Source organism: Methylocystis sp., from assembly GCF_051061225.1.
Lineage (GTDB): Bacteria > Pseudomonadota > Alphaproteobacteria > Rhizobiales > Beijerinckiaceae > Methylocystis.
The window spans coordinates 1-21429 of sequence record NZ_JBPFEB010000144.1 but is presented as its reverse complement, the minus strand read 5'-3'; the positions used below and the strand labels follow the sequence as shown (position 1 = coordinate 21429).

At 62.7% G+C, this 21429-nt stretch carries 29 protein-coding genes; all 29 read left to right on the top strand.

The window, feature by feature from the left end; genetic code table 11:
• Positions 1–173 precede the first annotated feature (173 nt).
• The 29 genes from ACR652_RS24470 to ACR652_RS24330 all read left to right on the top strand — a co-directional run bounded on the left by ACR652_RS24470 (position 174) and on the right by ACR652_RS24330 (position 21392).
• The gene (locus tag ACR652_RS24470) at positions 174–746 is read left to right on the top strand and encodes a thiamine pyrophosphate-dependent enzyme (RefSeq protein ID WP_434509077.1); all 573 of its coding nucleotides are present in this window, start codon (positions 174–176) and stop codon (positions 744–746) included.
• Between the two features lies 1 nt (position 747).
• Positions 748–1056, top strand: a complete 309-nt coding sequence (locus ACR652_RS24465) for a hypothetical protein (RefSeq protein ID WP_434509076.1) — start codon at positions 748–750, stop codon at positions 1054–1056.
• Positions 1046–1306 (top strand): hypothetical protein, encoded by a 261-nt coding sequence (locus tag ACR652_RS24460; RefSeq protein ID WP_434509075.1) that lies wholly within the window; start codon positions 1046–1048, stop codon positions 1304–1306. The genes ACR652_RS24465 and ACR652_RS24460 overlap by 11 nt, the downstream gene beginning before the upstream one ends.
• A complete protein-coding gene (locus tag ACR652_RS24455; protein WP_434509074.1) occupies positions 1303–1812 on the top strand; it encodes a hypothetical protein in 510 nt (169 codons plus the stop codon). Before ACR652_RS24460 ends, ACR652_RS24455 begins: the two co-directional genes overlap by 4 nt.
• Positions 1809–1943, top strand: coding sequence for a hypothetical protein (locus ACR652_RS24450; RefSeq protein ID WP_434509073.1), 135 nt, complete (start codon positions 1809–1811; stop codon positions 1941–1943). Before ACR652_RS24455 ends, ACR652_RS24450 begins: the two co-directional genes overlap by 4 nt.
• 241 nt (positions 1944–2184) lie before the next feature.
• The gene (locus tag ACR652_RS24445) at positions 2185–2409 is read left to right on the top strand and encodes a hypothetical protein (protein WP_434509072.1); all 225 of its coding nucleotides are present in this window, start codon (positions 2185–2187) and stop codon (positions 2407–2409) included.
• The gene (locus ACR652_RS24440; protein WP_434509071.1) at positions 2406–3521 is read left to right on the top strand and encodes an NAD-dependent epimerase/dehydratase family protein; all 1116 of its coding nucleotides are present in this window, start codon (positions 2406–2408) and stop codon (positions 3519–3521) included. Before ACR652_RS24445 ends, ACR652_RS24440 begins: the two co-directional genes overlap by 4 nt.
• On the top strand, positions 3518–3721 hold the full coding sequence (locus ACR652_RS24435; RefSeq protein ID WP_434509070.1) for a helix-turn-helix domain-containing protein: 204 nt from the start codon (positions 3518–3520) through the stop codon (positions 3719–3721). The genes ACR652_RS24440 and ACR652_RS24435 overlap by 4 nt, the downstream gene beginning before the upstream one ends.
• A gap of 169 nt (positions 3722–3890) precedes the next feature.
• On the top strand, positions 3891–4130 hold the full coding sequence (locus tag ACR652_RS24430) for a hypothetical protein (RefSeq protein ID WP_434509069.1): 240 nt from the start codon (positions 3891–3893) through the stop codon (positions 4128–4130).
• Positions 4103–4612, top strand: coding sequence for a helix-turn-helix domain-containing protein (locus ACR652_RS24425; protein ID WP_434509068.1), 510 nt, complete (start codon positions 4103–4105; stop codon positions 4610–4612). The genes ACR652_RS24430 and ACR652_RS24425 overlap by 28 nt, the downstream gene beginning before the upstream one ends.
• Positions 4609–6204, top strand: coding sequence for a hypothetical protein (locus tag ACR652_RS24420; protein ID WP_434509067.1), 1596 nt, complete (start codon positions 4609–4611; stop codon positions 6202–6204). The genes ACR652_RS24425 and ACR652_RS24420 overlap by 4 nt, the downstream gene beginning before the upstream one ends.
• Positions 6204–6470, top strand: a complete 267-nt coding sequence (locus ACR652_RS24415; protein ID WP_434509066.1) for a hypothetical protein — start codon at positions 6204–6206, stop codon at positions 6468–6470. Before ACR652_RS24420 ends, ACR652_RS24415 begins: the two co-directional genes overlap by 1 nt.
• On the top strand, positions 6467–8236 hold the full coding sequence (locus tag ACR652_RS24410; protein WP_434509065.1) for a hypothetical protein: 1770 nt from the start codon (positions 6467–6469) through the stop codon (positions 8234–8236). Before ACR652_RS24415 ends, ACR652_RS24410 begins: the two co-directional genes overlap by 4 nt.
• 3 nt (positions 8237–8239) lie before the next feature.
• Positions 8240–8632, top strand: a complete 393-nt coding sequence (locus tag ACR652_RS24405; protein ID WP_434509064.1) for a hypothetical protein — start codon at positions 8240–8242, stop codon at positions 8630–8632.
• Positions 8629–9603, top strand: coding sequence for a hypothetical protein (locus ACR652_RS24400; RefSeq protein WP_434509063.1), 975 nt, complete (start codon positions 8629–8631; stop codon positions 9601–9603). The genes ACR652_RS24405 and ACR652_RS24400 overlap by 4 nt, the downstream gene beginning before the upstream one ends.
• A gap of 22 nt (positions 9604–9625) precedes the next feature.
• Complete coding sequence (locus tag ACR652_RS24395; protein ID WP_434509062.1) at positions 9626–10174, top strand: hypothetical protein; 549 nt, start codon at positions 9626–9628, stop codon at positions 10172–10174.
• A gap of 8 nt (positions 10175–10182) precedes the next feature.
• On the top strand, positions 10183–10491 hold the full coding sequence (locus tag ACR652_RS24390) for a hypothetical protein (RefSeq protein WP_434509061.1): 309 nt from the start codon (positions 10183–10185) through the stop codon (positions 10489–10491).
• 199 nt (positions 10492–10690) lie between these two features.
• Positions 10691–12052 (top strand): glycosyltransferase family 9 protein, encoded by a 1362-nt coding sequence (locus ACR652_RS24385; protein ID WP_434509060.1) that lies wholly within the window; start codon positions 10691–10693, stop codon positions 12050–12052.
• On the top strand, positions 12049–12342 hold the full coding sequence (locus ACR652_RS24380) for a hypothetical protein (protein ID WP_434509059.1): 294 nt from the start codon (positions 12049–12051) through the stop codon (positions 12340–12342). Before ACR652_RS24385 ends, ACR652_RS24380 begins: the two co-directional genes overlap by 4 nt.
• The gene (locus tag ACR652_RS24375) at positions 12339–12707 is read left to right on the top strand and encodes a hypothetical protein (RefSeq protein WP_434509058.1); all 369 of its coding nucleotides are present in this window, start codon (positions 12339–12341) and stop codon (positions 12705–12707) included. Before ACR652_RS24380 ends, ACR652_RS24375 begins: the two co-directional genes overlap by 4 nt.
• Entirely contained in the window at positions 12704–15199 is a 2496-nt protein-coding gene (locus tag ACR652_RS24370) for a hypothetical protein (protein WP_434509057.1), read from the top strand. Before ACR652_RS24375 ends, ACR652_RS24370 begins: the two co-directional genes overlap by 4 nt.
• Positions 15196–16017, top strand: a complete 822-nt coding sequence (locus ACR652_RS24365; protein ID WP_434509056.1) for an FkbM family methyltransferase — start codon at positions 15196–15198, stop codon at positions 16015–16017. The genes ACR652_RS24370 and ACR652_RS24365 overlap by 4 nt, the downstream gene beginning before the upstream one ends.
• The gene (locus tag ACR652_RS24360) at positions 16014–17156 is read left to right on the top strand and encodes a hypothetical protein (RefSeq protein WP_434509055.1); all 1143 of its coding nucleotides are present in this window, start codon (positions 16014–16016) and stop codon (positions 17154–17156) included. Before ACR652_RS24365 ends, ACR652_RS24360 begins: the two co-directional genes overlap by 4 nt.
• A 74-nt stretch (positions 17157–17230) precedes the next feature.
• The gene (locus tag ACR652_RS24355; protein ID WP_434509054.1) at positions 17231–18538 is read left to right on the top strand and encodes a hypothetical protein; all 1308 of its coding nucleotides are present in this window, start codon (positions 17231–17233) and stop codon (positions 18536–18538) included.
• A 66-nt stretch (positions 18539–18604) separates the two neighbouring features.
• Positions 18605–19231: a hypothetical protein gene (locus ACR652_RS24350; RefSeq protein ID WP_434509053.1), complete on the top strand. Its 627-nt coding sequence runs from the start codon at positions 18605–18607 to the stop codon at positions 19229–19231.
• 70 nt (positions 19232–19301) lie between these two features.
• Positions 19302–19763, top strand: a complete 462-nt coding sequence (locus ACR652_RS24345) for a hypothetical protein (RefSeq protein ID WP_434509052.1) — start codon at positions 19302–19304, stop codon at positions 19761–19763.
• Between the two features lie 63 nt (positions 19764–19826).
• Positions 19827–20051, top strand: a complete 225-nt coding sequence (locus ACR652_RS24340) for a hypothetical protein (RefSeq protein ID WP_434509051.1) — start codon at positions 19827–19829, stop codon at positions 20049–20051.
• Positions 20048–20683, top strand: a complete 636-nt coding sequence (locus ACR652_RS24335) for a hypothetical protein (RefSeq protein ID WP_434509050.1) — start codon at positions 20048–20050, stop codon at positions 20681–20683. Before ACR652_RS24340 ends, ACR652_RS24335 begins: the two co-directional genes overlap by 4 nt.
• A gap of 1 nt (position 20684) precedes the next feature.
• Positions 20685–21392: a hypothetical protein gene (locus ACR652_RS24330; RefSeq protein WP_434509049.1), complete on the top strand. Its 708-nt coding sequence runs from the start codon at positions 20685–20687 to the stop codon at positions 21390–21392.
• The last annotated feature ends 37 nt before the right edge of the window (positions 21393–21429 follow it).

Here is a 21429-nt window from a genome sequence, read left to right as displayed (position 1 = left end):
CCTCCATCCGAGGCGGACATCTGGGCACTCATGAAGAAGGTCGCGGACGCGAGCGGTTATCAGAAGCAGATTGAGAAACTCCAAATACCCTGCTTGCAATGCGGCAGCTATTCATGCCCCGGCGCTCCCGACAAGAAAGGCCTCTGCACCGGCAAGATTTGGAAGCCGAAGCCATGAGCGCGTACACCGTCACCGACCTCCAAGACTTCGAGCGGGAAGTCGCCGACGCCTTCGAGGCGAGGCGCATCCACGCCCCCGTCCATCTCTCCGATGGCAATGAGGCGCAACTCATAGAAATCTTCCGCGAGATCCCGTCAACGGCGTGGGTGTTCTCAAACTGGCGCAGTCATTATCACGCGCTGTTGCACGGCGTGCCGCGTGAGTTGGTGATGTCGGAGATCCTCGCCGGCCGTTCGATGATGCTGCACTTCCCCGAGTACCGATTCTTCACGAGTGCCATCGTCGGGGGGATACTCCCGATTGCGTGCGGCGTGGCGAAAGCGGGATTTGAGACATTCTGCTTCGTCGGAGATATGTGCGCGAGCATAGGCGCCTTCCACGATGCGGAGCAGTACGCGAGCGGGCATGAACTCCCGCTGACGCTGGTGGTTGAGGACAACAGCCTCAGCACAAATACACCGACGAAAGAGGTGTGGGGGCGTGGTCGGAAGTTGGTGACCATGAAGTACAAGTACCGGCGCGGGAAATACCCGCACGTTGGCAGCGGCGTCTTCGTGCCGTTTTGATATGGCTCGCTTCTACACCAACCCATTCGTGAAGGACGCGCCGATGGTCGCAGCCGTCAGCGCCACCGAGCCGCGCTTCTCGGGCTACACCGTTCTGCCGACAGGCGTGTTCGCGGAGTACACGCGCGATGTGACCTACAGCGACGGCACGGTGCGGAACGAACTGGTGGAGAGTCGGCCCTCTGGCTTCTTGCTCGACAAGACGATGGGGGAAGTCTACGAGGACTATCCCGCGAAGCCGCCGAAGTGGGGCGCTCGCGTCTACTATCCCGGCATCGTTCCCATGTCGAGGCGCGTGCATGGCCGCTGACGTACTAGCCAAGATGCAGCACTTCGCGAACGTGATGTACACCAAGACGGGCGTGCGTCCGCGTCTGCTTACCGTCGCGCCGGATGTCTATGACGATCTGTGCGCGGAGATCATCGAAGCGCGGATGTATAATACGATGCCGTCAGACCGCCGCGTGCCATTTCGTGTTGCTGGGCTGGATTTTCTGATCTCCGAGGACGAGGACGCCGCGCCCGGCCATGCGTACTTCCTGACGAGCGACGGAATGTGAGCGACTTCAGTGTAGCCGTGAACGAGGCCATGCGGATGCTGGCCACCGACGAGCGCACGATCTTCGTCGGCCAGTCCGTCTGCTACGATGGTGCAGCGATCTTCAACTCACTCGACGGCGTGCCGATGGACAAGCGCATCGAGTTGCCGGTGATCGAGGACTTCCAGGTGGGGTTCTGCATCGGGCTCGCTCTGACTGGAAAGATCCCGGTCTGCATCTTCCCGCGCATGGACTTCATGCTGTTGGCCGCGAACCAGATCGTGAACCATCTGGACAAACTGCCGCATAACGGGTGGGACGCGAAGGTGATTCTCAGGACCGTGGTGGGCCAGAAGCAGCCGCTGGACGCCGGGCCGCAGCACACGCAGAACCACACGACCGCGTTCCGCTGCATGGCGCCATCGCTGCACATCGCGGAAGTGGACCGCGCCAGTGAAGTGATGCCCGCCTATCGCTACGCGCTGGACAAGGACGGGTCGAGTCTCATCGTGGAGAATCCGAGATGAACCCTTACCAAGAAGGCCAGAAGCCAGATGCACTAGACATCGCCATTGGCGTGGTAGTGCTGCTGCTCATGTGCGTTCTCGTCTATGCGTTCGGAACAGCGATGGATCGCGGCTACTTTCCGGTACGCTGAGTGGAGAATCCGAGATGACATGGATGACGGGCGAGAAATGGGCGTATCTGACCGGGCTTGTTGTCGGTGCTGGCACTGGCGGCGTTATCGCATTCCGGCACGGGTACGAGCGCGGATACTGTCTTTGCGAGCGGAGAGTCGATCAGTTGCAACGACACTATGACGAATTGGCCGCTGGATCACAGAAGTTGTGCGAGAGTATTCGATTGCTTGCGAAAGAGACGTTGGGCTCGGACCAAACATGACAACTTTCATGAAGGATGGCAGCAAGATCGCGCTGAACCGTACTGACCTTCCGCTTGAACTGCGGCGCATCATCACGGAGGCATTCCACGCGAACGGAGACTTTGCTCGCGCTGACGAACGGGGCGACGAAGCCGCGCCAGTGTACTGCCGTCACGCCATTGCTGCCGAAGCAAAAATGTGTGATGCCATCGCTGCTGCTCTTGCCGCCAAAACCGAATGAAAGTCCTTGTAACCGGGGGAAGCGGATTCGTCGGCTCCATCCTCTGCCCGATGCTCGCAGAAGCGGGGCATGAGGTCACGATCCTGGATCGCATGTGGTTCGGGGCGCACACAGAGGGCGCCCGGCACATCTGCTACGGGGATATTCGCAACCCCGAGCACCTGCGGAAGCACATGCAAGGCCGTGACGCGGTGATCCATCTCGCGTGCTTGTCGAACGACGAAAGCTGTGACGCTGATCGACAGGTTTCCGAGGAAATCAACTTCACCTCATTCCCCCCGATGGTGAAGCTGGCGAAAGAGTTAGGCGTCCAGCGCTTCATCTACGCCAGCACCAGCGCCGTCTACGGCCCCTCGCCCACCCCGAGAAAGGAAACCGACCCACTCAACCCGATGTTCAGCTATGCCAAGTGGAAAGCGGCCTGCGAGCCGATCCTGCTTGAGCAAGCCAGCAACGACTTCATCTGCACGGTCCTCCGACCCGCGGCCTTGATGGGCTACGCCCCGAGAATGAGACTCGATCTCGCAGTGAACATCTTGACGAACTGGGCGGTGAACAAAGGCAGAATTGAGGTGTGGGGCGGTGAGCAGATGCGGAGCACCCTGCACGTCTGGGATATGGCGCGGGCCTACCTGCAACTGCTTGACGCACCAGCGGAGCAGATCAACGGCGAAGTGTTCAATGTTGGCGGCTACAACTACTCGCTTTCCGAACTCGGGCGAATCATCGCCAGCGAGTTCGAGGCAGACCTTGAATACAAGGCGGCTCGGGATGACCGGAGTTACCAACTCGACTCATCGAAGTGGAGCAGCACGTTCGAGTGGTATCCGCGGTCGTTCGTGGAGTTCGCCGCGCTTGAGATGGCCGACGCCCACCGACAAGGCCGAATCCCCGAGCCCTTCGACAACTCCATCTACTACAACGCCAAGCACCTGGCCTCGCTGGACCTGAGCTACACCCCACCCAAGGCCGGGGAAGCCGACCTGCTGGCCCTGACCACGCACCCCATCGCATCGCGCATTCCCGGTGGCTCCGCACCACCGCCTAGCGACCCTGTTGAACGCGAGAAGTGGTACGACCGCTGGCGTCAGGTCGGTGGGTTGCCACGATGACCCTCTCGCCGCGACAGATGGAGATCGCCCGCCTCGTCGCGGATGACCTGAGCGACAAGGAGATCGCCAACATCCTGCGAATCTCTGAGCGCACGGTGCAGTCCCACCTCGAACGCATTGCCATGCGACTCAACGCCTGCGACTCTGCGCTCTCGCGTCGGCGGTTCATCGCTCGCTACGTTGAAGGTCACGGTGCTTAGGTAGTTTTGCGGACTGCTACGTCCCGCTTGAAATGGTCAAAGTCAAGGGGTGAAAACGATAGGGTCCCGCATTGGGTCCGCGCCCGCCTTCATTGCGTTCTGCTGGATGTGTCGGCGCGAGATTCTTCCCAAGGACACTGGCAACCACCTCCGAGGCACGCATCGGGGAGTGAACGCGATCACCAGAGGCCGAAAGCCCGACCCCGCCGCTGAGAAGATACGACTCCGCAAGGAACGCAAGGCCCGCGACAGGCAGCGCCTCCACGATCGAGCCATCCTGACGGCGATCCGCACCAATGATCTGAGCGCCGCTCAGCACATCCTCCTCAAGATCAAAGGCGTGACGCCGCCGCCAGTATCGTTCGATGAGGAGTGCCCCGTATGCCTGAAACGGCAGAACGCGGCCTGATGCCAGGCGGTCGGCCCACCGAGTACCGAGTCGAGTACGCGAAGGAAGCCAAAAAGCTCTGTATGCTCGGCGCGACGGATAAGGAACTCGCTGACTTCTTTGAAGTTACCGAGCAGACGATCAACAACTGGAAGCAGTCCCAGCCGAAATTTTTTGAGTCCATAAAGGCTGGCAAGGTGAAGGCAGACGCCAATGTCGCCGCTCGCCTGTACTGCCGCGCCATCGGCTACCAGCACGACGCGGTGAAGATCCTGACCGTGGCTCGGGGCGGGAACGCCGGCTCGGATGTCGTGCAAGAGCCCTATATCGAGCATTATCCGCCCGACACTGCCGCCGCAATCTTCTGGCTGAAGAACCGCCAGCCTGATAAGTGGCGCGAGAAGCAGACCGTCGAAGTCACTGACGCACTGACGCCGGCTGAACGTGAGGCCCGCGTGCTCGAGCTCCTGACCATCGCGAAGCAGCGACAAGCCTCCGGGTGACCGCGAAAGTCCAGGAGTTATACGACTTCCTGCTCCCCGATGAGCGGAAGGAACTCGACGCGCACTTGATCGCACTCAAGGACACGCCCAAGCCCGACGAAGCGTACCAGAAGGACCCGATCGGCTGGATGCGGGATAAGCTCGGCATCCCCGAGGAGCAGATCCGCTGGTCGAAGCTTCCTGAGTACGCCTTCCACATCTGGGACGGTACGGTAGACCCGCTGGCCGTCGTCTGCGAGGCAATCGCGGAGGGGCGGGACTGCGGCGTGGAATCGGCGACCGGAACGGGCAAGACGTATCTCGCCGCGGCGCTCTGCCTCTGGTTCGTCGCCTGTTTCTCGGACGCGTTGGTGGTCACCACGGCCCCGAAAGAGGGCCAGCTTACCGCGCAGCTCTGGAAGGAAATCGGACGCCAGTGGCCTCGGTTCGAGGCTGCGTATCCGTGGGCCACCAAGGTCACGCTCCGCGTCCGGCTCAAGGAAGGGGCGGGCGAGCAGGAGACATGGGCCATCATCGGCTGGGCCTGCGGCGTCGGCTCGGTCGAGGAATCGGCGACCAAGGCGCAGGGCTTCCATGCCGCCCACATGCTGGTCGTGACCGAGGAAACCCCCGGTATTGATCCAGCCGTGATGACGGCGTTCAAGAACACCAGCGTGGGTGAGCACAACGTCCGGTTGGCGCTCGGCAACCCCGACCACCGCAGCGACTCCCTGCACCGCTTCTGTGGCGAGAAGGACGTAGTGCCAGTGCGGATATCGGCTTACGACCACCCGAACGTAGTGTGTGGCCGTGAGGTCATCCCCGGCGCGGTCAGCCGCAAGTCGATCGCGTCCAAGCGAGAGGACTATGGCAGTGACGATCACCCGATGTTCAAGTCCCGCGTCCGCGGCCTCTGCCCCGAGGAGGGCACGGTGCCTTTCCCGCGAGCGATGGTCGAGCGATGCGACACGCCGCTGTCTGACGACACTGCCGTGGTTTGGGGCTGGGATCTGGCTCGAGCGCAGGACGAGACGGTGGGTGTGCCGCTCGACAAGGCAGGGGTCGTCACGAAAGCATGGCAGCGCTGGGCGCTGATTGACTGGCCGGAACAGGTCAAGCGCATCCAGGCGATGATGCAGCAGACGCCGGCCACTGTGGACTCAACGGGCGTCGGTGACCCGATCGTCCAGTTCCTCCAAGAGCGGTCGCGCTTCGCCACGGGCTACGCCTTCACGGATCGATCGCGGCAGGAACTGCTCGAGCGGTTGCAGGGCGCGCTACAGAACCAAGAGGTGCGCGGCCCGTTCAAGGAAGGCGGCAAGCTCGCGTGGGTCACGCAACAGCTTGAATCCTTTGAGTTTATCTACACGGCCAGCGGCGTGAGATTCAGGGCTCCGGACGATCAGCTGGACGACGGCGTTATGGCCTTGGCGCTCGCCGTGTACACCTTCGACCAGTACGGCTACTTAGCGAAGCTCCGGACACCCGCCCAGCAGCCGCAGGTCAAGGTCATCCGCGACGACACCGACCTGACGCCGGACGAGGAAGTGTACGCGGGGCCACCGAGTACCGGATCGGGTTCCATGAACTGGTTGCCGGGAGAGGACTGGTAGTGGCGGCACCGGCCAAGATCCTCGCCGATGTCGCGCAGCGGGTCGATCAGATCAATGACCCCCGGCTCTCACGAGACTTCGATGTCCTGCGGAAGCACTACGCCTCGCTCGTCTCGCGCAACAAGCGGCTCGAAGAACAGCGGATCGCACTGGAAACCAACCACGCCCGAGCGATTGCACGCGAGCAGGCTTACGAGAAGGAAGTCTTGGCCGTCGCGGAAGAACTGATCCAACTCAAACGCGAGACGGGGCGGATCGGACTGTGACGGCGTACACCTCCTCGCAGGCCGGGAACTGGAACACCGCAGCGACGTGGGGCGGTGGCGGGTTCCCGATCGCGGGCGACACCTGTGAGATCCGCCACGCGGTGGACATGACGGTCGCGGGGTCGGTCGGCACCTCACCCGGCGACAGCACGACCTTCGACTGTGTGATCAACGGCGCGTTCGCTGCGGCACGGCTCACGATCAAGGCGGGCATCACGTTCACGCCCAAAACCAACGTGAAGATCGCGGGTGATGGATTCCTGGTGAACCGCTTCATCCGCGAAGCCGGGTCCGTCGTGGAGTTCGATGTGCCGGGCGGTGTCACCTATGTCTGCCAGTACGGCTCCGGTGTTGGTGAGAAAGCAGCGGGGCAGTCCACCGGCACCTTCGCTAATCCGGCGTACTTTCGCTCGAAATCCGGTGGTGGCAAGGTCGCGCTGACCCGGGTGACAGGTTCAGGGGATCAGAACGACACCTACACCGAGTACCGCGATGTCGAGAACGCCTCGCATGAGATGTGGGCGAGCACGCCGTCCCAGTGCATCACCACCGCCACCGGGTGTCAGTACGTCAACTGCGGCACATGGATGGCCGACTCCGGGGTAGAGGACGGCACAATCCCCACGAACCGCCGGTTCACAAGCTGCTCGTGGAGCGGCACCACCGGCACCCGTCCGCTCAACGCGCTGTGGACCGGCGGCGCGACGGGCGACAAGTACGTCCAAGGCTGCGTCTTCGACAAGACGCCCTTGTTCTCCGGCATGGAAGGCATGAGTGCCACGCTCTCGGGGAACGTCTTTCTCCAGCGCTACACCGCCACTGGCAGCACAACGAAATCGCCGAACATCCAGGCGAATTTCATCCGCCAGATCGATGAGAACGGCATCATCGCCACGGGGGATGTCGTCGGGAACTACTTCCTCACCGACGTAGACATTTTCAATCCGCACTGGATTGAACTGTGCTCGACCGATTCGTCCAAGGACTCGACGGACAACGTGTTCGACCACAACGGCTCGTTCCAGAGTGGTGACTGCCACTCGACGGGCACCGGCACGGCGGGCACGCGGACCTACAACATCAAGCGGAACATCTCGCTCCCTTCGACCCTCAACGGGACGAGCGAGTGCGGCACGATGCTGACGCTCTTGGGCAACGACAAGATCTCGTTCGTCGTCGAGCACAACACCTGCTTCCAGAGCCATCAAGGCTCGGTGTCGATCGGCGAGACCTACGCAGGCTACGTGGATATCGTCACGAGTTGCAAAAGCAATATCACCTGGTGCGATCAGGGCGTTGGCGACGGGACGTTCAAGGCGTGGGGGCAGGGCTACGGGATGACGAACAACGCCCTGTCTGCCGCGAACGCCGACTACAACGGTGGCTACAACGTCACCGCGGGGACGAAAGGCAACGGCTACGACATCACCTGTGACGGCTCGCCCGGCGCGCACGATGTCACAGGCAACCCCGGCTTCGTCGATCCGCGGCGCAACATCAAGAAGTGGGACCAGAGCTTGGGCGGTGCGAACACCGTGGCGAATGCCGTCGCTGAACTGGCGAAGAAGAACGACTTCACGGGCTACAACTCCGCGTACTCGATCTCGGCGCTCCTGACCTACGTCAAGGCGGGCTTTGCGCCAACCAGCGTCCTCTATCACAACACCGCCCACGACGGCACCGACATCGGTGCGGTCGCGTGGCAAGCCTCCTCCTCGGGTGGCGTGCTCCAGATGTCCACCCTCCAACGCATCGGCGATGACTGACCTATGAATCGCGAACAAATGCTCGCCAGCCCCACCTATGTGAAGTGCGGGTTTGGCACCAATACCGCCGTCACGCTCACCATCGCGGCACCGACGAAGAACGGCAGCACCAACTACCTCCAGAGCATCATGTACTCGGCCACCGCGGCCCCGACACTCACCTCGAGAGTCACGATCGCCGGCCCACAGACTGATCCGACGAACGGCACGCTGGGCGTAGTGGCGCAGACCTTGGGTTTCCAAGTCCCGGCGTCCGCTTTCGCCCCGGTGGTCAGGGATTGGGGCACCCACCCGGTCTATATCACACCGGGCGTAGACCTGGTGGTAATCCTGCCCGCGTTCGGGGCTGGCGTGGTCGGTGAGGTGGTCGTCGGCTACTCGGTCGGTAGCGCATGACGAAGCTGCTTCTGTCCACTTTGTGCTACGGCCCCGAGTACGCGGGGCTTTTTGTTGGCCCCTACTGCACGGCATTGCTGCATCCGTCGAACCTGCCGGCCGTCAAGGACCGGGTGGCGTTCGAGTTGTACACGGACCAGCAGACGCTGGACGATTTGCGACAGTCCATGCAGTTCCGGAAGATCCAGCAGCTAGTCGAGACGACGGTGTACGTGATCCAGCCCTCGCAATACGAGGAGCGCTATCAGCGCCAAGCGGAGACGCTCTTGCCTGCCTTGAAGCACGCGGCGGCGATGGATGCGGCCTTGATGTCGTTCAACGCCGACCAGTGCATGAGCATTGGCCTGCTCCCGAAGATCCTCAAGGCGCTGGACGATGGTCATGGGGCGATTGCGGCGATGCCCTTCCGCACGACCGCTGAGCAGATCCACCGGCAGTTAGCGGAAGCGGCCAAGACGCCCGACGAGCTGTTCGAGCTGGCGTTCCCGGCGATGCACCCGATCCTGATCGCGAACCACTGGGAAAGCGCCACATTCAGCAACGTGCCGTATCAGTTGGTGTGGTCCGACGCCGAGCAGTTCGTCCTTCGCATGACCTCCGTCAACCTCTTGGCGGTCAAGCCGACGCCCGCGATGCTCACTGCTACGGGTTGTCCCGACATGGTGCTCTGGCAGCACGCCGAAAACGTGCTCTTTGCCACGGACTGGGCGGATTTCCCGGTCGTGGCGGTTGAGCCGCTGCATTGCTTCTGGCCCGCGTGGACGATCGGCAAACGTGCCTCGCCGCACAACTGGCTGGACTTCGCTCGCACGGCGGGATTGACGGACGCTTTGGCCAACCTCAACACGGCGTGGGTCTTTCGTCACCCGACGAAGCGCACGGACCCCGCCGCACTCATCGACCAGAGCCAGACCGTGGTCGATGCCATCACTCGCGTGTCTGTCGGGGCGACAATCGCCCTGACTGCGTAAACCCTTTTGCAGGAGTAACGATATGTCTGCTGGAACATGGACCGCCCACGGTGACCAGTTGGTGGCGTTCAACGCGCTCATCAATCAGGCCATCAACTCGGGCTACGGCACGATCGACCCCGACTTGGGCGAGAAAGGACTCGTCGCCTCGATCCTCGCCAACCTGATGACGAACGTCGTCTCGGATTCGCTGCAAGCCACGACCACCAACGGCGCACTGACCTTGCAGGGCAACGGCACAAACGGCGTGGTCCTCGGTGCCGGTACACCGATCACCCGCCTCTCGATCTACCTCCAGACGCTGACCCCGACCCCGACCACGGCGGCTGTGGCCTGCGTGCAGGAGCAGTTGTTCACCACGGGAGCCCTGTCCAATCTGGCCACGGGCGACGTCATCATCGGCATCAACAAACCGACGCAGACCGGCACGCTCATGGGCGTTGCCCAAGGCCGTGTCGCGGGTGCTGGCACGCTCGGCATCTCGTTCGTGCTGGGCATCGGCTCGGTCACGCCGGGCGCAGAAGTCTACGCGATCTCCGTCCTCCGTCACACCACGCTCGTCGCTACCTAAGAGGATCTATGATTCAGTCCGTCACGCTGTCCCCCGCCGAAGCCTTCCTCTTGAAGATCGAGGAGGAGCGGCACAAGCGGGCCATCAACGACTCGATGCAGCAACTCAATCTGGCCTTGAAGTCCATCTACGATGCACACGGATGGATCTGGGGCGTCACGAAAGGGCAGTTGCAGCGCGACCCGCTGGAATCGTCCGTCGTGCGGTTCGTCTACGACGACGGGCAGCCGATGCCACTGCAAACGGCAGAGGTGATTTCGAGTGGACCGGACGGCGTGCCGGAACTGAAGATCGTCCCGATCGAGGCGGCGGGATGAACCATACAGTCTTGTCCAGAACTCGCGTGCTCTGCGAGAACTGCGGGTCATGGTTTTATACGCCCGATGACGACGCAGTGCACGGGTTTGGGTTCTGCGAACGGGCTCCCACATCGCGCTGTGCGAATTGTGGAAAGGAAACCCCGAAGGACCAGCAGTTTGTCGGCTCGAAGCACGACTGTCGTCGGGACTCTATAGCGTGCTGACGCAGGTCGGTGCGTCCTACGGGGACGCGATCAAGCTGTTGCAGATGAACAAGCACGAAGCGGCCCTCTCAGCACTGCATATCGTGCTGGGGGGGCTGCATCACAATCCTGACCCACGAGCGATTGCTACGCGGGCGGACGCGTGGTCTACGGCTGGAACCATCTACGACGCGATGGGCAAGAAGGACCAAGCCAAAACCGCGTACCGGCTGGCGATCGGTCTGAATCCTCGCTGCCCGGAGGCCCTGCACAACCTTGGGGCGGCAGCGTGCGGGATGCACGACGGCGAAGCCGCGGTCCAGTGGTTCACGGCGGCGGCAGAAGCGAAAGGCGACATTGAGCACTCCAAGTCGGGATTGGTCGGAGCCTTTGTGGAGCTCGCCAACTTCCGCAAGGCCATCGAGATCGCGGACGAAGCGCTGGCGATTGATCCCACGCATACCTCGACACACTGGAACCTGACGCTTGCCTTGCTCGGCGCGGGCCAGTGGGACCGGGGCTTGAAAGAGCACGAATGGAGAAAACGCCTGAGCGGCTTCATGGAGCTCCGGCCCTACAATCCCGTCACGCCCGAGTGGAACGGCGGCTCGCTCGAGGGAGTCCGGTTGCTGGTTCTTGCCGAGCAGGGCTTTGGCGACATGGTGATGTGGGCAAGGTTCTTACCGGCGCTGGCCGAAATGGGCGCGGAGATCGTGCTGGAATGCCACAAGCCGCTGATGAACATCTTCCGGTGGATGCCGTGCATCTCGGAGTTAACGGAGTTCGGGAAGCCGCTGCCGCCGCACGACCAGCACATCTTCATCGGCTCGCTGGCGTTGCACCTTGGGGTGACCTCGGAGTCGATCGCGGGGAAGCCGTACCTGACGGTCCCGCCCGTTGAGATCCTGCCCGCAGGCAAAGAACCACGGGTGGCGATCGCATGGCAGGGCCGAGCGGACCACGGGAACGACCACAACCGGAGCCTGACGCCTGACGCGGTGCAAGCGTTGGTAAACATCCCCGGTATCCGCTGGGTCAGCTTGCAGTTCGACGCTACGCCGCCCGTGAGCAGCATTCTGGACTGCCGGGACCGGATCAAGGACAACGTGGGGGCAACCGCCGCGATCATGGCGGGCTGTGATCTCGTGATCTCGGTCGATTCAGGGCTGGCGCATCTCGCAGGCGCGATGGGTCTACCCGTCTGGCTCTTGGGTCCGAACCCGCCTGAGTGGCGCTGGTGTCTCGGGAGGCCCTACGACCAAAAGACGCCGTGGTATGATTCGATGACGATGTTCCGGCAGGCGAAGCCCGGCGATTGGCGCGGGGTGTTCGCAGAGATCCACAAGACCCTGAACGAGATGAAAGCCACGCTATGAGCATCCCCGTCCGCATGAACGGCAAGAACTTGACGCTCCAGCCACGCAAAGCGGAGGGCATCCTCGACGCGAACGGCGTGGTGACGCAGAAATCGATCTTTACCTCGGTCGATCTGGAGAACTTGGCGTCGATCATGGTCTACGTGACCAAGAACGCGAGCGAGGCTGGGCACGAGGAGGACGCGGAGCAGATTTCCGCCGTGCTCAACGACATCATGATCCGCATGGGCAAGCTGTTGCCGCCGTGGGAACTGGAGAAGGTGAAGCTGATCGCGGAGGGTGGCGGGTGAACTGGCCCTCCGTCGTCTTTCTGGCCCTCCTCTTGGGGGGCTTTTTCATGTTCGGTAAAGCCGTCAAGCCACTTGCCTTGCGCCTCATCGCAGTATTCGAGCAGCGTGGGCAAGCCGCTGTCACGACCGCGAACGCTGCCATCGTCGCTGCAACACCAGCCCCGCTGCCCGAGCCGACGAAACGCGACAAGCTCCCGCTCCAGATCCGGCAGATCGCGGAGCAGTGGAAAGATCCGTGGGCCTGTGAGCAGACGATGGACTACTACTGCGAGATTTACGACCAGACGCAGAGCTGGGATCAGGTCATGGGCGCAGCACTGGCCGATCAGGCCCGCTACCTCAAGGCGAAGGGTGAACTGAGTTGACCGCGCCCATTCTGTCGCCCTACCCGACGCCGATGGCTCCCCCGGCCAACCCCGGTGTCCCGCAATGGCAGCAGCAATGGCCGCAGTCACCCGCTGAAGCGTTGCCGATCGCAGGGCAGCCACTCGACGCGCAGACACAGGACTCGCTGGAAGCGCTCCACGACTTGCTCGGCTTCGAGCGCCCCGCGTTCTCTCTGGACCGTGCCGTCGTCCCAACGCTCGCCATGCAAGGCCAGCAGCCGAACGGACTGAGTGGACCCGCGCAGCCGCCAGAGCCGACGATGCCCGAGGATCTGGGGCTGGGTGACACGCAGGACCCGGAAGTCGCCCGAGCGTTGCGCGCGATGTACGGCAACGAGTTCCCGCTGGCCGGCGACGAGAACACCGACCCGCGCAGCGACCAGTGGGCAAGCTGGGCGTCGAACCTCTGGCGCTTCCACTCGGCGGGCGTCAACATCCGCCTCCACTTGGTAGAACGGAACCGCCTGTTCCGGCGAGGCGTGCAGTGGGTCAGTGCCATCGGCATAGGCCCGTGGCGTGAGCCGCCCAAGCCAAGGGATTCCGCCCGCGTCGTAGACAACATGATCGCGCCCGCGCTGGACCAGCGGGTGCAGATTCTTGCCGAACAGCGTCCCGGTTTCCGCTGCCGTCCGGAGAACCAGGACCAGAAGAACCTCAAGAAAGCGGAAGCGCAGCAGGTCGCGCTGGAATACCAGTACGACCAGCAGTCGATGCGGAAGGTGATGATGGAGCTCGCCTACTGGGCGGGCACCGATGGCGTGAGTTTTGGCGAAACGTACTGGGACCCCGACGCCGGACCGTGGGACCAACTCTTTCTCCCCGCAACGGACCACAACGGGCAGCCGCTGTACGACCAGAACGGCGTGATGCAGTTGCAGTCCACGGGGCAGATGCCGCTGGGAGAGGTCAAGACGCGATGCCGGCGGATGGATCAGGTCCGCGTCTCAAGCAACGCCTCAGCGACGACCAAGCCCTACTACTGGGTGATCCGTGACGCCATTCCTGAAAGCGTGGCAGTGCAGGAGTACGGGCCGGAAGTGCTGGCCGACATGGAGCATGGGGGCGCTCAGGACTCTGCCATTGATTCCTCGCCCGCGATGCGGATGGGCTACCAGTTCCCGACGCCGGATGAGTTGCTCCGGAACATCCCCACCGTCGATCGCTTCACGGTCTACTGCGACAAGTCCGACGCGTTGAAGGGCGGCCTCTACATGGTGGTGGTGGGGCGGAAGGTCGTGGTGCAGCCGACGCCGCTGCTCTGGGGCTGTGTCCCTGTGTTCAGGTGGACGGATGGCTCTACGGACCCGTCGTTCTACCCGCAAGCCATCATGGAAGGCTGGGTGGACTCGCAGATGCGGGTCAACGTCCTCAAGTCCAAGTGGGTGGAATCCATCCGCCTCAACACGGGCGGGAAAGTACTGGCCCGAGAGAACACGCTCTCCACCGAAACGCTGGTCGGCGGCACCACCACCGTGATCGGGGTCAAGGGTCCGGCCTCGCATTCGATCGGGGACATGGTGCAGCCCTTCCCCGCCTTCTCGATTGGCGAGGATGTGAAGGAATTGCTGGAAACCGAGAAAGGTGTGTTTGAAGCCCTGTCAGGTTGGAACAGCACCTCACGCGGGCAGTTCGAGTCCACGGAGAGCGGCAGAGCCCTGCTCGTCATCCGCGAGCAGATCGAACGCATCTTCGCGCCGATGGTCAACGCCGCCGCCGAGTCGATGGAGGAGTGGGCCAAGATCACGATTGCCGCCATGCGGTGGGGCTACGACACCCAGCGGTCACTGGCGGTCGAAGGCCACGGCAGACCGGACCTCGCACGTGCAGTTACAAGCGATGACTTCGATGGCGTGGCGAACGTGCTGATCGAGCCTGAGACGCTGATGCCACTCCCGCGTGCTCTGAGGCTGTTCATGCTGGACGATATGTACTCCAAGGGCCTGATGACCCAGCAGGAGTACCGCCGCCGACTGCCGTTCGCGTTCACGCAGAACATCGACACGCCGGACACCGACCACTACGCCCGCGCCCAGCGTGCGGTCGAAGCGCTCCGCAATCAGATGCAGCAGATCATGCAGGCCGGGCCGATGGGGATGATGATGCCGCCGAACCCCAATCCGCCGGAGTGCCCGATCCTCTGGCAGGACAACGAAGCCATCCATCAGGACGCGCTGGAGCGGCAGTTGATTCTGCCGGACGACCCGCAGGAGAACCCGCCGATGCTCAGGAGCTTGGCCTTCGAGCGGTGGATGATGCTGGCCCAGCAGTCCGCGATGAAAGCCGCAGGCATGGCCCCCTCAATGGGTGTTCCAGCCGGACCGCCGCAAGGTGGCCAGCCGAGCCAGCCGCCGAGCGCCCGCCCGATCCAAGGCACGAACCCCGGCACGGATGCTGGGAACGCGCACATGATGGCGGGGAACGACCAAGCCGTGAACGCCGCGCAGCACGACACCGCGAGCCGACAGCCGTGACATTCAACACGGTAGTCGAGGGTCGGCATGGTCAGTTCATCGTCAACACCAACGACGATTACGTGGGCAAGTCGCTGATCGAGATGGGGGAATTTTCACGCGGAGAAGCCAAGCTGTTTGCCGAGATCATTCAGCCCGACTGGCATGTGATCGAGGTCGGCGCGAACTGTGGCGCCCATACCGTGCAACTCGCGAAACTCGCCCGGAAGGTCACGGCCTACGAGCCGCAGCGCATTGCATTTCAAGCCCTGTGCGGCACGATCGCCCTGAACGGGCTGACGAATGTCTGGGCGTATCAAGCGGCGTGCGGGATTCACACCGGAGTCGTGGAGTGCCCGTACCTCGATCCGAACGCAGCAGGCAACTTCGGCGGCGTCTCGCTGGTGGACCATCCCACGGGACCGACTGAATCCGTGCCTATCGTCAGACTGGACCAGCAACCGCCGTGCGATTTCCTGAAACTGGACTGCGAAGGCATGGAGCTCCAAGTGCTGAACGGGATGGGGACGATGCGCCCCGTGATCTATCTGGAGGTCGAGCGCCCCGCGCAGCAGCAGACCATCCCCGACTGGCTCATGGCCGCCAAGTTCGAGTGCTGGTGGCACATGCCGCCTTTGTATGCGCCGGACAATTACCGCCAGAACACGGAGAACCCGTTCGGCGGGCTCTGTTCGATCAACCTGTTGTGCGTGCCGGTCGAGCGATCGGTGCGGTTCGACCCTGCCGCGTTTGACATGCTCCCGCTGGTGGACTGGCGGGTGCGGACGCGGGGACCTCAAACGTCAGGTAGCACTGACAAGGAACTGGTATCCGCATGACCGCGCCAGCCGTGACTGCTCCAGCCGCTGAACCGACCCCCACCGCCCAATCGCAGATCCGGGCCGACGACTCCGCGTTCATGAAGCAGTTCGGCATGGAGTCGTTCCTCGAAAAAGCGGACGATGCGACGGAAGCCCCAGCGCCGGTCGAAGCAGCGCGGAAGCCCAAGGCCAAGCCGGCTGAAGCGCCTCCCGCCGAGACCCCCGCCGAAGTGCCAGCGGAGACGCCGCCCGCAGAGGAAGTGCCGGTCGAAACTCCTCCCGCAGAAGCGCCGGCAGAAGTGCCCGCGGCTGAGGTCAAGCCCAAGGACTACAAGGCGTTCGACGCGGCCGGTGAGATCGAAGTGCCGGACCTGACGCTGACCTTCACCGCCAACGGGAAGGAGCAGAAGAAGTCGCTGGACCAGGTCATCGCACTGGCGCAGCGCGGTTTCTACAACGAGGAGCGCGAAGCGCAGGTCACGCAGACCCGCGCCGAAGCCCAGCGCATCCAGCAGGAAAACGCCGCACTTTCGGAGCACGTCCAGAACATCCAGCGCGACATCACGGCGATGCTGTCGGACCCGCAGGACGCGCTCTATCTCGACTTGAAGGCCAAGTACGCCCAAGCGAACACGCCAGAGGCGCAACTCCAGCGCACGCGGCAGCAGCTTGAAACGCTCCAGACCTCGCAGCAGGAAGCCGCGATGATGGCGCAGGTCAACGCCTTCGCCGCCCCGTTGCAGGAATATCTGAGCGGGCTCCCCAAGCAGTATCCAACGGTCTCCAACGAAGAAATCATCGGACGCTTTACGGTCCTCACGGCTCCCTTACTTCAGGCCGGTCGTGTGCCGCCGTCAAAGTTCCAGCAGGTCGCGCAACTCGTGGACAACGAACTGACCCCGTGGGTGCAGCACACCCATGACAGCCGGTCCGCCGCGAAAGCGCAGCAGCAGGCTACCACGCAGGAACAGATCAAACGCGAAACGCAGGTCGCCACGTCCAGAGCCGTCATCGCCAAGCGCCAGTTGACTCGAGCGCTCCCGAACACGGCCGGCACGTCACCGACTCCGCTCCGCGACACCCCGAAGGCGCCGAAGTACGAAAAGGCCGGCGACATCCTGAACGACATCGGCAGGCTGGTCCAGCAGGCCGGATAAACTCACCACTCAAGTAGAAACTCAGCGGCTCCCAGCGATGGGGGCTGTTTGCGTTTCGGAGGTTCTGAAACCGAATGGCGGATACCCCGCAACTCATCACGGACGCCACCATTTCCGGCGTCCTCAAGAACGTGTACGCGGCGTTCCGGGAAAACACCTTCCCGATCGCTACGCCGCTCTTGGCGCAGTTGAAGAAAGGCAAGCCCGGTGGCCCCGAACGGATGCAGTGGGGCGGCAATGGCGTGTACTGGGACGTGAAGCTCACGCGCCCGGTCGGCATGAACGGCTCGCAGTTGGGCTACTTCCCGCCGCACGCTGTGGTCACGGAGCAGCAAGCGAACGTCGGCATCAAGCGGACCTATGTCACCCGGCAGATCGATGCCTTGGCTGACTCAGGCACGCAGTCCCGTGAGGCCGCGTTCGTCAACATCACGCGCAAGATCGTGGAGGAAGCGCTGGATGCGGCCCGTCTGGGCCAGCAGGAAATCCTCCACGGCGACGGTCTGGGCATCAAGGGCGTCACGACCACCGTCTCGTCCTCGACCTCAGTCGTGGTCACCAAGCCCTATGGCATCGCCTCCTCTGGTCAGGGCGGTCTCCTGATCGATGTCGGCATGTACGTGGCCGTCGTTGACTCCACAGGTGCAACCGTGCGTGGTCGTTCCACGATCAGCGCGGTTTCCAACTCTGGCGATTCCGCGACGGTGACGTTTGCCACCGCGATCGCCGGTATGCTGACCACGGACCTCGTGGTCGCAGCCTCGACCTCGGACACCAGCTACAACCAGGTGCCGAACGGGCTGACGAACATGCTGAACCGAGGGGGTTCGTACAACAACCTCCACGGCATCGACGCCGGCACGTATGCGCGCTGGGACGGTATCCGCCTCACGGCGGGCACCGACACCGACGACGCTTCGCAGCCGACCGAGATGGATGTCTGGAAGCTCATCCGCGTCGTGGCGGGCAAGTCGGGCAAGGATGCCCAGATGACGCCGAGCGAGTTCCTGCTTCTGACCACGCCGGGCCTCGTCAAGAAGATCGGCGAGACCTTCCTCGGTCAACGCCGCTGGGACATGGGCATGAGGACCTTGCAGGGCGGGTTCGGTGCGCTGGAGCTGTGCGGACTGCCGGTGATCTCCGATTACTGGTGCCCGGCCGGTACCATCTACCTGATCCACACGCCGTCCTTGTCGTGGGTGGACAAGATGGACTGGACGAAGCTGGTGTTCGAGGGCGCGGGTCCGTGGCGCTTCATCGCGGGCCGGGATGCGTACGAGGTGGACTTCGGCGCGTACTGGAACACCTGCGTGCTGAACCGCATCTGCAACGGAATGCTGGTCGGCTACACGGACACGCAGAGGTTCTCACACGTTGTCTGACAAGGTTTACCTGTACAGGTATGAGAAACCATGTAGTTTTATGGTATCTCTTTCATGGACGGGTTCATGGCGTCGTTCACGTGCAAGTACTGCGGGGCGGTCAAGGATGAGGGTGAGTTCTACAAGCAGTCTCGGCAGCGTTGTAAGAAGTGTCACAACGCTCGCAACCGGGAGTGCTACAATCGCCTCTATCGGACGAAGCTGCGTGCCGCACGCAGGGAAAGGGATTTTGCTCGGAAAAATGTTCCTCTCGTCATCTCGCAGATCGACTTGGCGTATGCCGCCGGTCTGTTGGATGGCGAGGGGTGTATTCGCATCACGAAGCGCGGAAGAATGGGAGGGGTTGGCTTGCGCGTCGGACAATGCACGCTCACGGTGGAAGTCACCAACACCGACGAAGGAATGTTGCGATGGCTCCGCGACAAGTTCGCGGGCAGTGTCGCGTTCACGCCGGAGAATCGCGAGCACAATCGCAGGGCCGTGTGGCATTGGCACTGCACCTCGAACAAAGCACTTCGGTTACTTGATGCAGTCTATCCATTCCTTCGCACCAAGCGCCGACAGGCCAAGTTGGCCCGCCGTTTCCAGCGATACGTACAGGTCACAGGTCGCGCCATGACGCCACGCATTCAGGCGTTGCAGGATCGCTTTCACTCAGAAATCGCGACTCTGAACAAACGCGGGGTGCGATGACCAACCCTTTACAGACGGAACCGTCCGGGCGCCTTGATCGGCGCCCTTCGTGTTTCTAGGAGAAAAGAAAATGTCATACTGGTTCAGACGGCCCAAGCCGGATGCCTTTGGGACTTCCCCGGTCATCCTGTCGGTTGGCCCGCTCGGTGGGTCGAACCTGCTGTACTCGACTGGTGTTTTGGTCACGCAGGGCTCGATCACGTTCACGATCCCGACGCCGTACCGGAAGCTGGCCGTCCGGGCGGCGAGCACGCACGCCAGCACGCTGGTGAGCACGCACGGCACGACGGTGGCCACGCTCAGAAAGCGGGTCGCTGGCACCACCGTCGCCACGATTACGTCGGCGCTCAATCTCGCAACGGGCACGGCGAAGGTCTCCAACCCGTTCGTGATCGGCTCGCACAGTACGGTCGAAGCGGACCGGATTTGCCAGCCTGCTGACGTGCTGGAGGTCGTGGTGGTCAACACCGGCACGCTCGTGACAGAGCCGGTGGAGCTGTACTTCAACGTCGAAGCGAACATCATCGACTAGCAGGACCGATTACCCCCGTCAGTCAGCAATGGCTGGCGGGGTTCCTTTTTCCCTGAGGGAGTGATGTTCAAGAAAGCGACCCCCGAGAAAGTGACCGCGCATAACAAGGCGGTCGATCCCAAGACGCTGGCCAAGCACGGCGCGTCCAAAGAGTCCGCTGTGCCCCCGACGAAAGCACCCGTCAGGATGACGACACCGGGCAGCGCGAAAGCGCACAAGCACAAGGTCCCGAGCCGTGGTGAGACCATCAAGACGCCGAACTTGCTTGGCAACTGGAGCGCCCGATGAACAGCCCTCTGCCTCTCGGCCATCACGTCCCCGCGCCTGAACACGTCGGCGTGGCGGATCTGGTTCTTCCTCCCGGCGTGCAGGCCACCAATCTTCGCTTGGTCACTAACGACGGCGAGCCAATCGCGCCGAGCGAAGTACAGGAATTTCTCCGGGCGATCGACCACCGCTTGTTTCTCCGAGCCTTCCCGTTCGCCCAGCGTGGGCGTTGGGAGTGGGCGCTCTGTGAGACGTGGAGCGCGAACGATCGCAGACGGGCATGGATCCAGAGCGGGGAAACTCCACCCGACCGAGACTTCGACGTGGTGGGATTCCCGCCGGCTGAACTGAAGCTCACGACCGCGAAGGACACGGCGGACTATCTCTTGACCTGCCTCAAGTCGCAGGTCCAGTCCCGCCCCGAGTGGGCTAAGTATCTGGCGCGGATCGACGCCTACAACGAACGCCAGACGCAGCGCAACCAGCAGCCCGTCGTGGACTACGCCATGGAGCTCGCCGAGTCGAGCGCCGGCCACCTGTCGGGTGAGCAGGGCAAGACGCGGGTCTTTCAGTCCGACGACAACCAGACCTCTGGAAAGAAGCGCACGAAGGGCATTGATGCGGTGATCCCGGCCCCGCAGGTAGGCGACTGAGATGGGCCTGACGCGGCTGGTCTACCGGACTCGCGCCCAGCAGATGGCGGACGCCTCTGGCTCCCAACGATGGGATAGCACGGCTGGCGCAGCGGGCGAAATCGACCAGTTCTTAGGTGACGAGTTCGATCGGTCGTGGCGCAGAATCCTGAACGCTTCCCCGTTCTATCGCGTGGCTCAACGGACGGCGACAAGCGATGCCACGGGACGTTATGCGATCGCAGACCTGACCAACACGACGACGGCCAACGCCCAGCAAAGGCTCTACCGAGTCTTACGGGTGGCGATCAACAACATCACCTACCAGTTCCAGCCGCGGAGCGAGCAGGAGTTTCTGGCGGCGAGCCTCGGACTGTACCGCGGCTATTACTGGTACTTGGAAGGGCTGTTCCTGACGGCCATGCCGATCAGTGCCTCGACCGTGGCGACAGGGATTTGGGTCAATTACATCCCGACGCGGATCGACAACCTGAGCGCCGACACGATCACGGTCGATTACCCGGACGGGTACGAGCGGATCATCTCATTGAGGACCGCAGCGGCCATGCTGAACAAAGGCGGCGCGGAAGCAGAAGGGGCGCGGTACCTGATCGCGCAAGCCGACCAGTTGGAAGCGGAGATGTTGCAGGACTTGGCCCGCGTGTCGATTGAGCCGACGCGGATCGCGTACCCCGATAGCGCGGCCGACTGGGGGTCCTCACTCTACTGATGCCTGACCGTCGTGTAAGGGATTTCCAGAACGGGTT